Raw genomic sequence first — 11,408 nt, forward strand, 5'->3', positions numbered from 1 at the left:
CTAACGCCTTACGAGGACGACAAATTAAAAAGATTGGAATTTAACAAGTTTAAGGCATATTGTGTTCAAGTACTACTGCACTAAGGCAACTTGCGCTCTTCCTTTGGTTTCCCCACTTGTAGAACTTTATAACGGTTATTACTTAGACGGTGGCATTTCAGACCCTATCCCATATAAAAAGGCTCTGGAAGACGGATGCGATAAACTGACAGTTGTTCTTACACAACATAGGGGTTATATAAAAAACAAGCAGTCTAACTTAGGGTTTATTAAGTTCTTTTACAGAAAATATCCAAAAATATACGAGGCACTAAAAGTAAGGCACGAAGTTTATAATAAACAGATAGAAGAAATAAGAGAACTTGAGAAAAAGGGAATAGTTAAAATCATTTGCCCAAATGAACCAGTCGGCATTAAAAGAATAGAAAGAGATTTTGAAAAAATAAAAAACCTTTATAATAAAGGATATAGAGATGGAATGAATTATTAGTTGTGTGGCACACTTCGTAAGGAAGTGTGCCACAGTTATATTCGGCTTACGCCGAGTGATATTGCTACGCAGTTATATTTGAACTTCGTTCAAGTGATATTTGCTTCGCAAGTTTTAAGGGCGAATATAATATCACTTATTATTTTTAATATTGGGATTATGCACAGGGGATAGGAAAAATTTCTCATATTTGTCGCAAATGTACACTTAATTATATAAATAAAGCAGATAATCTGAATACAGTTTGTTGTAAATATAATCAATTTCATCTGTAATTTCAAAAAGCAAACGAATATCATTTGTAAATTCATCTTCTGTACATATGTATCCTGAAGATTCTATAAGATTCTTCACAAGAGAATAAATATAAACTGACTTATTAAATGCTTCATCAAGTTTTAAGTATAGGTTGTCCAAAGTTTCCCTTGGTGTAATATCTGAAAGCAAAATATACATTGTATCCTTGTATTTTTTTAGGCTTTCATAGTATTCAGATATATATTTTATGTTTTCTTCTATCCCTTCGTAATATGTTTTATTACTATTGTGAAAAGTTGTGTTCCAATAAGATTTGGTAAAATTAAAATTAGTGATACGATATATATTATTACATAACTCACAAATACGTTTTGCTTTATATAAGTCATGGAATACAAAGGCTATATGTGGTTTTTCGTTATATTGTGTAAGAGTTGCAGTTTTTGTTTCGCCATCCCATCCGACTTCACAGCCAAGGGTTTCTGCTGTTTTTCTAAGTGGAATGTAGGTGGTACCGTTATAAAGAATATTATCAGCATATACATAAGTTCCATTAACATTAAGGTTAACAGAATTAAAATTAACAGTAATTGTTTGTGCCTGACCGTCTGCAAGTGTAACTGCGTTAAATAACAGGCTAAAGATTGTTGTTATAAATACGATTTTTGCTTTCATATGTGCAAACCTCCAATAAATTTAGTAAGAAAATTATAACATATATTTTAATAATACGCAAGTGCGTATACGCAAAAATGCAAACTGGTTTAAAATATCTTTAAGAGGTGTTTTAAAATGGATGTTAAAGATATAGTTGTAAAAAGATTTGATGAGTTATTAAGAGAAAGAAATATGAAAATAAATGAACTTGCCAATGCATCAGGAGTTACACCGTCAACTGCTTATAGTATGATGAGTGAATGTAGAAGAGATGTATCTATAAAAACTATAAAGAAATTTTGTGATGGCTTGGAGATAACTTTAGGAGAATTTTTCTCAACAGAAGATTTTGATAATTTAGAGCAGGAAATAAAATAGAAGTATATAGTAAATATCAATGAATTGCATCTTTGATGCTTTATGTGGCACACTCCGTAAGGAAGTGTGCCACAGTTATATTCGGCTTACGCCGAGTGATATTGCTACGCAGTTATATTTGAACTTCGTTCAAGTGATATTTGCTTCGCAAGTTTAAGGGCGAATATAATATCACTTATTATTTTTAATATTGCGATTTATACCTTATTAGAACTTACTATAAAAAAATGTGCTTGCATATGATACAAGCACATATAAAATATAATTTATTTTTCTTTTTTGCGCGTTATGGGGAATTTTAACATCCCCACCCCTTTATTTGGCGTATTCAACAGCCCTTGTCTCACGCACCACATTAACTTTAATCTGGCCCGGATATTCAAGTTCGCTTTCAATTTTTTCTGCAATTTCTCTTGCTACAACAATCATTGTTTCATCATTAACATCTTCAGGTTTAACCATAATTCTGATTTCTCTACCTGCCTGAATTGCAAATGTTTTTTCAACGCCTTTAAATGAAGAAGAAATTTCTTCAAGTTTTTCTAAACGTTTAACATATGTTTCAATGTTTTCTCTTCTTGCACCAGGTCTTGCAGCAGAGATAGCATCTGCAGCCTGAACGATACAAGCGATAACAGTTTCAGGATCAACATCTCCATGATGAGATAAAATAGAATTTAAAACAACCTGATCTTCGTTATATTTTTTAGCAATATCAGCACCAATCATAACGTGAGAGCCTTCAACTTCATGAGTAACAGCCTTACCGATATCGTGAAGTAAACCTGCTCTTTTAGCAAGAACAACGTCAACCCCAAGTTCTGCTGCTATAATTCCTGAAATGTGGGCAACTTCGATTGAGTGTTTTAAAACATTCTGACCGTAACTTGTTCTGTATTTAAGTCTTCCAAGAAGTTTAACAAGTTCAGGATGAAGACCGTGAACACCAACTTCAAATGTAGCAGATTCACCTGCTTTTTTGATAGTTGCTTCAACTTCTTTCTGCGCTTTTTCAACCATTTCTTCAATTCTTGCAGGATGAATTCTTCCGTCAGAAATAAGTTTTTCCAAAGATAATCTTGCAACTTCACGTCTTACAGGGTCAAAGGATGAAAGAATAACTGCTTCAGGAGTATCATCAATGATAACGTCAACACCTGTTGCTGTTTCTAATGTTCTGATGTTTCTTCCTTCTCTACCTATAATTCTTCCTTTCATTTCATCGCTTGGAAGAGTAACTGTTGCAACTGTAACTTCTGCAACATGGTCTGCAGCACATCTTTGAATAGCAGATGTAATAATATTTCTTGCCTTTTCGTCTGCCACTTCTTTTGTTTCATCTTCAATTTCTTTAATTCTAAGAGCCGCTGCAACTCTGACTTTGTCTTCGATATTTTTCAAAAGGTAAGTTTTTGCTTCTTCAGCTGTAAGTCCTGAAATTTTTTCAAGAAGTTCTAACTGTCTTCTCTGAATTTCAGCAACATATTCTTCTTTTTCTTCTAATTGTTTTTGTTTGTCTTTTAAATTTTCTTCTCTTGATTCTAAATTCTCAATCTTTTTGTCAAGATTTTCTTCTTTCTGAAGTAATCTTTTTTCTTGTTTCTGGATTTCGCCACGACGTTCTTTAATTTCTTTTTCAAGTTCTGCTCTGCTCTTATGTATCTCGTCTTTAGCTTCCATAAGCTTTTCTTTTTTCATATTTTCAACGGTTTTATAAGAGTCATTAACAATTCTCTTTGCTTCTTCTTCTGCACTTTTTATAGAACTTTCCGCAATCTTTTTTCTATATGAAATGCCCAGCCTGAAGGCTATTATACCAATTATTAAACTAACGCCGGCAGCAATCCCCATAACTAAACCTAAGTTTTGCATAAGTATTGCACCTCCTATGTTACTTTGCTTTGGCTTTTATGCCTGTTAAAATTTTTAAGAAAAATATCATAAATATATTGAAAGGTAGTATAGTGTTAAAAACACCACTTTCCCATAATATAATTTAACTTACCATTTTTATTGTAATATTTTTTATGCTTACTGTCAAGTTATATTTATATTTAATACAAGAAAAATATGGATGAAACTTATTTTGAAAATTAAAATCTAATAAAGTGTGAACTTGATTTTTTGAAATTTATTCAGGCAGAATCTTCTTTTGAATAAATTTTAATTTTAAGTTTGACAGTTAACATAATACAATACATATGTAAACTTAGTAATTAAAAATCTTTTAATATATAATGGTGTAATACAAAAGAGATATAATTATTTCGTTTATATTATGTAAACTAAATTAAGGGAGGATTTCTTTTATGAGAAAGTTACAAAGATGTATTGCCTTTTTACTTGTATGTATAATGGCATCTTCATTCATGCCGGCTATGGCTTTTAATATAGCCGAAGACGTTAAAGGAACAAAGTACGAAGAAAGCGCTTATGTTCTTGGTGCTTTGGGAATTATGGTAGGGGATGCCGGAACAGGCAACTTCAGACCGGAAGATAGTATTACAAGAGCAGAATTTGCAAAAATTGCAGTTGTAATGACAGGGCTTAACGATGCTGCAAGTTCATCTAAGGGCATTTCAAAGTTCCCTGATGTAGCGGTTGACCACTGGGCAAACGGTTATATCAATGTTGCTTCAAGCCAGAACCTTGTTATCGGGCGTACAGACGGAACATTTGACCCTGAAAGCAAAATAACATATCAGGAAGCGATGACAATTTTAGTAAGAGCATTAGGTTATGAACCTGCCGCTTTATCCAAAGGTGGATACCCTACAGGATATCTTGTAGTTGGTGTTGAAACAGGAATTGCAAAAAATGCAGTATCTAATTACGAAGAACCTGTTAAAAGAGGAATTGTTGCAAATATGACAAACAATGCTTTAACAGTTAAACTGATGGAACAAACAGGCTTTGGCTCAAATGTTAAATACGAAATAGTTGACAAAACTATCTTAAAAGACAAATTAAATGTTGAAAAAGGCGAAGGCCAGATTACAGCCAACGGTTTTTCAACTCTTGATTCTGATTCAGGGCTAAGTAAAGAAGAAGTTATAATAAACAAAGAAACTTTTAAAATCGGAAATTCCAACGCAGACACACTGCTTGGATACTATGTAGACTACTACGCAAAAATTGAAGACGACAAAACAAAAACAATCATCCTTGCAATAGCAGATTCATCTAAAAAAGATGCTGTAACTGTTGAGGGCGAAAACATTGAAAGTATTAATGCACAAGAATTTAAATACTGGGTTGACAAAGAAAAAGACTCAAGACCTGAAAGCATTAAACTTGCCGATAAACTTTATATGATATATAACGGTGTAGGTATGAATTTAGACTTATCCGTTATAAAAAACACATTAGCAGGAACTGTTAAATTTGTTGAAACAACAGGCGACCAGAAATATGATGTGATTTTTATAGACGAACTTACAAATATTGTTGTTGAAGATGTTATCGAGGGAAGTTATAAAATTATCGATAAATACGGTAACGATTCATTAACAGTTGACCCATCTGATGATGCATACCATTTCACAATGGTTGACAAAAATCTTAACACAGTTGAATTTAAAGACTTAAAAGAATGGAACGTATTATCTTATACAGTTTCCAAAGATAAAAAACTTATAAGAATTATAGTTTCAAATGATTTTGCAGAAGGTAAAATTACAGAAATGTCAGAAGATAAATTCACAATTAACGGTAAAGAATATAAAGTTGCCGACAATTATAAAACACCTTTAAAACTTTTAGACGAGGGTATATTCTATCTTGACGCATTCGGAAAGATTGCAGCAGTAGAAAAGAAATCAAACACAGACTCAGCATATGCGTACCTTATAAGTGCAGGTGTAACAGGTTCTCTTGAAGAGGTTGCTAATTTTAAAATTTTAACAACTGATTCAAAAGTTCAAACACTATCAGCCGAAGAAAAAATTAAATTTAACGGTAAAAACGGAACTTATTCAAAAGATGTTGTCGATGTAGTAAAAAAAGACGGAAAAACAACATCTCAGCTTATCAAAATAAAAACTAACGCTTCAGGCAAGATTTCAGAAATCGAAACTTACGAAGACAAAACATCAGGAAACCTTTATATAGACGAATATGATTTTATAAATAACTTTAAAGGCAACGATGTAGTATTTAAGGCAAACTCGTCTAAATTAGGACAGTTTAATATAACTGATGAAACTATTGTATTTGATATTCCTGAAAATTCAAACGACCCTGACGATTACACAGTAAGGGATAAGAAAATGTTTGAAAATGACTCAAAATATAACGTGCTTGTATTTGACGTTACAGAAGATATGACTGCAAAAGCAGTTATTGTAACAAACTCAGACGGTAAAACAAACGAAGAAGAACCGTTGTTTGTAATTTCTAAAATCACAACTTCAAGAAATGAAGACGGCGATGAAATTAAAAAGGTATACGGTGCGTATAACGGTGAAATGAAAACATTTGTAACTGACGGCGATGTTCTTCTAAAAAAAGATTCAGGAGCACTTAAAGCAGGAGATATTATAAGAGTAAGACTTAACTCAAACGGAGAAATTGAGAAGTTTGACTTAGTATTTGATATAGATGCAAAAAACACTGAGTTTTCAAAAACTATGGGAGATAAAACTGAACTTATCTACGGTAAAGTAGCAAGAAAATTTGCAACAAGCATCAATGTTACTGTTAACGGAGGAGATGCTCATAACTACTCTCTAAACGGTGCAACAGTTTACTCTTATGAAAACGATAAAATCTCTGTAGCAACAACTGCTGATATAGAAAGATTTGACGAAAACAACCCTGCAAAAGTTTTAATAAGAATTTACGACAACAAAGTAGAAGAAATAGTAATTGTAAAATAATTCAACTTTAAATACGGAGTGAAATTTTCACTCCGTATTTTTTTATCTCATAGAAAAGTCGGTGTTTAAAAGTTTTGGCTTTCTAACACCGACTTTTTGTATCGTGTATTCATATATAGAAAAAAAGGGGGATATAATATAATTAGTCGAAAATATTGTATTTTATTTTATTTGTGATAAAATAAATACAGACGGAGGGGATAAAATGGAAACAAAAAAATTATTTGATTTAGATAAAACTATTGCAAAAGATTTGCTTATAAAAACAGATTATGCCTGGGAAATATTAAGCGAAATAAGCGAGTTTATAAAAAAAATAGGAGAAACACTTCCAAAGGATAAGTTTGAAAAAACAGGAGAGGATATCTGGATTGCAAAAAGTGCATCCGTTGCGCCAACTGCAAGTCTTAAAGGTCCTCTGATTATAGATGAAGACGCAGAGGTAAGGCATTGTGCTTTTATAAGAGGAAGCGTTATAGTAGGAAAGGGTGCAGTTGTTGGTAATTCCAGCGAACTTAAAAATGCCATTCTTTTTGATAAGGTGCAGGTTCCCCATTATAATTATATAGGCGATTCCATTTTAGGTTATAAATCTCACTTTGGGGCAGGGGCGCTTACATCCAATGTTAAAAATGATAAAAAACCTGTCGTTGTAAATAAATGCGGCGAAAAATTTGAAACAGGTCTTAAAAAATTCGGGGCAATAGTAGGAGATTTTGTGGAAGTAGGTTGCCATACTGTTTTATGCCCCGGAACTGTTGTGGCAAAAAACACCAGTATATACCCTCTTTCTATGATAAGAGGATATGTAAAAGAAGATTCAATATATAAAAACAATGGCAGCATAGTTAAGAAAATAGAGGAGCAATAAAAATGGGAAAATATTTTGGAACAGACGGATTCAGAGGCGAGGCAAATGTTAATCTTACCGTGGAACACGCTTTTAAAATAGGTAGATATTTAGGCTGGTATTATGGTAAGGAGCATAAATGTAAAATTGTTATAGGAAAAGATACACGCCGTTCAAGTTATATGTTTGAATATGCTTTGTCTGCGGGTATTACTGCAAGTGGTGCAGATGCTTATCTTCTCCACGTTACAACAACACCGTCTGTATCATATATAGCAAGAACTGAAGATTTCGATTGCGGCATTATGATTTCAGCAAGTCATAACCCTTATTATGACAACGGAATAAAACTTATAAATAACCGCGGAGAAAAAATGGCAGAATCAATAATCTTGGATATCGAAGCATATCTTGACTCTAAAACTCCTGAAATTCCTTATGCAACAGGCAGCGGAATAGGAAGAACTGTGGATTATGCTTTGGGAAGAAACTGTTATATAGGTTATCTTATCACTCTGGTTACAAGATCTTATAAAGGCATTAAAGTTGGGCTTGACTGTTCAAACGGAAGTACCTGGATGTTAGCCAAAAGCATTTTCGACACTTTAGGTGCAGAAACCTTTGTTATAGGAAATCAGCCTGACGGTCTTAACATAAACCTTGACTGTGGGTCTACCCATATAGAAAACTTAAGAAAACTTGTTCTTGATAATAATCTTGATATAGGCTTTGCCTTTGACGGAGATGCAGACAGATGCCTTGCTATTGACGAAAAGGGAAATATTCTTACAGGAGACCATATTTTATATATCTACGGTAAGTATATGAAAAAGAACGAGATGCTTATAAAAAATACTATCGTTACAACAATTATGTCTAACTTCGGTTTATATAAAGCACTTGATGAAGCGGGAATTTCCTATGTTAAAACAGATGTGGGCGATAAATATGTATACGAAGCAATGGCAAAAGACGGATATGTTTTAGGCGGAGAAGAATCAGGGCATATAATTTTTTCTAAATATGCCACAACAGGCGATGGCCTTATAACAGCAATTAAAATAATGGAAGCATATATCGAAAGTAAACTTCCTGCATCTTTACTTGCCGACGGTTTTAAAGTTTTCCCTCAGATAACCAAAAATATAAAGGTTAAAGATAAAGATTTAGTGCTTAGTGATGAAGATATTATAAAGGAAGTTACACAGATAAAAAATACTTTAGGCGATGACGGAAGAATTTTAGTAAGAAAAAGCGGAACAGAACCCGTTATAAGAGTTATGGCAGAAGCAAAAGAAGAAAATCTTTGCCATGAATTTGTTGACCGTGTTATTGACTTAATAAAACAAAAAGAATATAATATTTAAAAATTGGGGTAGAAAAATTCTACCCCTATTAAAATTTGCTGGTGTGGCTCAAAGGCAGAGCAGAGGTATCGTAAACCTCAGGTTGCAAGTTCAATTCTTGTCACCAGCTCCAAAAAGAAACGACAAGTTTTGCCTTGCCGTTTTTTCAATGAAATAAATCCTTTCAGGATTTATGAAATACACTTCGTGCGTGAAATATTGCTTCGCAATATGAAATACTCCTGCGGCGTGTGATAAAGGATTTATTTTATTTCACAGAAAACTTTAGTTTTCTATTTCACAATTTGCGAAGTAAATTATTTCACATCGAGCAAAGCGAGATATTTTACTAAAAATATAAATATCCTTATGGTGCGGCTTTCCTAAAAAGAAACGACAATTTTTACTTGAAAGTTGTCTTTTCTTTTTACTAAAATTACAGTTCGTTTTTAGCGCAGAACTACTGCGCTTATACGCTTGACAACTTTTGCAAATAGGTGTATAGTAATATAACTTAAGATTCATACATTAAAAGGAGCACTTATGACGGAATTTTTATATTTATTGCTTGTAATAATTTTACTACTTTTAGCAGTAAATGGAAGGCTTATATACATAAACCGAAAACTTTCAGATAGGATTAAAGAGAATAATGATGCAAAAGATCTTGAAACTCTTGCGTTTACCGATGCGCTGACAGGAGTATATAACAGAAATGCATATAATATGCATATACAAGATTTGCAGAAGTTCAATAACGAGCTTGATGTTGGAATTATGCTTTTTGACATTGATAATTTTAAGGAAATCAATGATACAAAAGGCCATCTTGCAGGAGATGAAGTTTTAAAATTTGTCGCAGGATCTTTAAACAGTATTTTCCCACAACCTCAGAATGCAGTCTATCGTATAGGCGGAGACGAGTTCGCTGTTATTGCAAAAGATACTACTGAACAAGAAGTTATAAATTCATTAATAAACTTAAGGCGTCTTTTTGACAATAAAAGTGATTTAAGAATTTCCAATGGATATTCAATAATAAACAAAAATGCAATTTCTGCCTTTAAATATGCTGATGAAATGCTTTATGCAGATAAATTTTCAAAGAAATAATTTATTTAATTAAAATAAAAGGAGACATAAAAAATGATGGAATTTTTTGATAAAGTAAAAGCGAAATTTTCAAAAGGTGTTACAACTATTGAAGAAGGCTCTAAGAAACTTGTAGGTAAGGCTAAAATATATAATGATATTCACAATGTTGAGGTTGATAAGGAAAAACTGATTAAACTTTTAGGAAGCAAGGTTTACGATATGTACACTAAAAAAGAAGAAATTTCCGAAAGCCTTAAGAGTTTTTGCGAAGAAATTGAAAAAAGAGATGCTTCATTAGAAGAACTAAGACAGAAACTAAATGATATTGACTGCCCAAAGTCTTAAGATAAGTAAAAAAAGGTGAATTTTAAAAATGTTAAAGAAAAGATATATCGGGATGCTTAAAAAACCTTTATTTGGTATTTTTGTGTCATCTACTGCTCTTACATTACTTTTATCTTTTATAACATGGTTATTGGAGAGCCCATTAAAAACAATTATTGATATTGTCAGTGGTATTGTAAAGGTAGACCTTAATGAAGAATTTGTTAACTTAGGTGTAATGGATAGCATACTTAACAGTTCTAACCTGCTTATATATGCGGTGTGCTTTATATTGTTATTACCGTCAATACTTAATGTTTCAGGGCTTCTTAAGATACGCCGTTCGTTAAAAGAAAGAAGAATAACAGGCTTTAAAAGAATAAAAAACGGAATAATTCTTATGATGGTATATATGGGAATTTCTTCCTTAGTTCTTCTTTTATCAGTATTTATTCTTACAAAAAGTATTCCTTCAGGAGAAATATTATTCTCAATTATCCTTCTTATAATTCTTATTTTAGGAATGGGAGTAATTCTTTTTTCGGCGTATTTGTCAGGCCTTTATAATACGGTTAAACTCGTTGAAAAGGGAGTAAAGGGAGAGCCGGTGTATGATATTGCCCCCCTATATCCTGTAATATTTACAGCATTCCTTGTTATTTTTAATATTATATTTTTAGTTATATGCTTTAGGGGTGCATCGTTTATTTACAGTTTATCTGTACTTGCAAATGTTATTTCCACTTTCTCGCTTTTGGTTTTAATTCTTGTAATGAGAGAGTTTGGATGCGATTATGAAAAAATAACCTCGGATGATGAGTTTAATATGAATGTGTATGACGATAAACCGTCTGACGCCATTCAGATTATAAGCGAAGAAGAAACAGATAATATTGAAGATTTATAAAAAAACATCTCACAAAGTGGGATGTTTTTTAATTTATATATAACAAAAAAGATGTTGACGAAACATATGGCGTATATGTATACTTAGTGCAGTAGTACTTGAACACAATATGCCTTAAACTTGTTAAATTCCAATCTTTTTAATTTGTCGTCCTCGTAAGGCGTCAGCCTGACTTCGTCCTTCGCATTAAAAATCTTGAAAATTTTTCTGCGTTTAAGGTCGAAGA

10 protein-coding genes and 1 tRNA gene are annotated in these 11,408 nt (G+C 32.4%); 9 read left to right on the plus strand and 2 right to left on the minus strand.

Annotation, left to right across the window (positions count from 1 at the left end; genetic code table 11):
- Positions 1 to 61: 61 nt before the first annotated feature.
- Complete coding sequence (locus IKZ35_01915) at positions 62 to 490, plus strand: patatin family protein (protein ID MBR4892720.1); 429 nt, start codon at positions 62 to 64, stop codon at positions 488 to 490.
- Positions 491 to 697: 207 nt separating this feature from the next.
- On the opposite strand, the gene IKZ35_01920 is transcribed toward IKZ35_01915, so the two are convergent.
- Positions 698 to 1,423: a hypothetical protein gene (locus tag IKZ35_01920; protein ID MBR4892721.1), complete on the minus strand. Its 726-nt coding sequence runs from the start codon at positions 1,421 to 1,423 to the stop codon at positions 698 to 700.
- A 117-nt stretch (positions 1,424 to 1,540) separates the two neighbouring features.
- Between IKZ35_01920 and IKZ35_01925 the strand changes: the two genes are divergently transcribed.
- Positions 1,541 to 1,783 carry a helix-turn-helix transcriptional regulator gene (locus tag IKZ35_01925; protein MBR4892722.1) on the plus strand — a complete coding sequence of 81 codons (243 nt, stop codon included), beginning with the start codon at positions 1,541 to 1,543 and terminating at the stop codon, positions 1,781 to 1,783.
- A 315-nt stretch (positions 1,784 to 2,098) separates the two neighbouring features.
- On the opposite strand, the gene rny is transcribed toward IKZ35_01925, so the two are convergent.
- The gene (gene rny, locus IKZ35_01930) at positions 2,099 to 3,655 is read right to left on the minus strand and encodes a ribonuclease Y (protein MBR4892723.1); all 1,557 of its coding nucleotides are present in this window, start codon (positions 3,653 to 3,655) and stop codon (positions 2,099 to 2,101) included.
- 437 nt (positions 3,656 to 4,092) lie between these two features.
- Here rny and IKZ35_01935 point away from each other — a divergent pair, with 437 nt between their 5' ends.
- The 7 genes from IKZ35_01935 (at position 4,093) to IKZ35_01965 (ending at position 11,182) form a co-directional block, all read left to right on the plus strand.
- Positions 4,093 to 6,660 carry an S-layer homology domain-containing protein gene (locus tag IKZ35_01935; GenBank protein MBR4892724.1) on the plus strand — a complete coding sequence of 856 codons (2,568 nt, stop codon included), beginning with the start codon at positions 4,093 to 4,095 and terminating at the stop codon, positions 6,658 to 6,660.
- A 205-nt stretch (positions 6,661 to 6,865) separates the two neighbouring features.
- Positions 6,866 to 7,531, plus strand: a complete 666-nt coding sequence (locus tag IKZ35_01940; GenBank protein MBR4892725.1) for a UDP-N-acetylglucosamine pyrophosphorylase — start codon at positions 6,866 to 6,868, stop codon at positions 7,529 to 7,531.
- Positions 7,532 to 7,533: 2 nt separating this feature from the next.
- Positions 7,534 to 8,877, plus strand: a complete 1,344-nt coding sequence (locus IKZ35_01945) for a phosphoglucosamine mutase (protein MBR4892726.1) — start codon at positions 7,534 to 7,536, stop codon at positions 8,875 to 8,877.
- 37 nt (positions 8,878 to 8,914) lie between these two features.
- A tRNA-Thr gene (locus IKZ35_01950) sits at positions 8,915 to 8,989 on the plus strand.
- Between the two features lie 410 nt (positions 8,990 to 9,399).
- Complete coding sequence (locus IKZ35_01955) at positions 9,400 to 9,969, plus strand: GGDEF domain-containing protein (protein ID MBR4892727.1); 570 nt, start codon at positions 9,400 to 9,402, stop codon at positions 9,967 to 9,969.
- 33 nt (positions 9,970 to 10,002) lie between these two features.
- A complete protein-coding gene (locus tag IKZ35_01960; protein MBR4892728.1) occupies positions 10,003 to 10,296 on the plus strand; it encodes a hypothetical protein in 294 nt (97 codons plus the stop codon).
- 28 nt (positions 10,297 to 10,324) lie between these two features.
- The gene (locus IKZ35_01965) at positions 10,325 to 11,182 is read left to right on the plus strand and encodes a hypothetical protein (protein MBR4892729.1); all 858 of its coding nucleotides are present in this window, start codon (positions 10,325 to 10,327) and stop codon (positions 11,180 to 11,182) included.
- Positions 11,183 to 11,408: the final 226 nt, after the last annotated feature.

The sequence above is a fragment of the Clostridia bacterium genome, from assembly GCA_017554615.1.
Taxonomy (GTDB): Bacteria; Bacillota; Clostridia; order UMGS1840; family HGM11507; genus SIG450.

Excerpts from the sequence above, each read along its gene's own strand:
- IKZ35_01920 (MBR4892721.1), bottom strand. The coding sequence starts at position 1,423 with ATGAAAGCAAAAATCGTATTTATAACAACAATCTTTAGCCTGTTATTT.
- IKZ35_01925 (MBR4892722.1), top strand. The coding sequence starts at position 1,541 with ATGGATGTTAAAGATATAGTTGTAAAAAGATTTGATGAGTTATTAAGA.
- rny (MBR4892723.1), bottom strand. The coding sequence starts at position 3,655 with ATGCAAAACTTAGGTTTAGTTATGGGGATTGCTGCCGGCGTTAGTTTA.
- IKZ35_01935 (MBR4892724.1), top strand. The coding sequence starts at position 4,093 with ATGAGAAAGTTACAAAGATGTATTGCCTTTTTACTTGTATGTATAATG.
- IKZ35_01940 (MBR4892725.1), top strand. The coding sequence starts at position 6,866 with ATGGAAACAAAAAAATTATTTGATTTAGATAAAACTATTGCAAAAGAT.
- IKZ35_01945 (MBR4892726.1), top strand. The coding sequence starts at position 7,534 with ATGGGAAAATATTTTGGAACAGACGGATTCAGAGGCGAGGCAAATGTT.
- IKZ35_01955 (MBR4892727.1), top strand. The coding sequence starts at position 9,400 with ATGACGGAATTTTTATATTTATTGCTTGTAATAATTTTACTACTTTTA.
- IKZ35_01960 (MBR4892728.1), top strand. The coding sequence starts at position 10,003 with ATGATGGAATTTTTTGATAAAGTAAAAGCGAAATTTTCAAAAGGTGTT.
- IKZ35_01965 (MBR4892729.1), top strand. The coding sequence starts at position 10,325 with ATGTTAAAGAAAAGATATATCGGGATGCTTAAAAAACCTTTATTTGGT.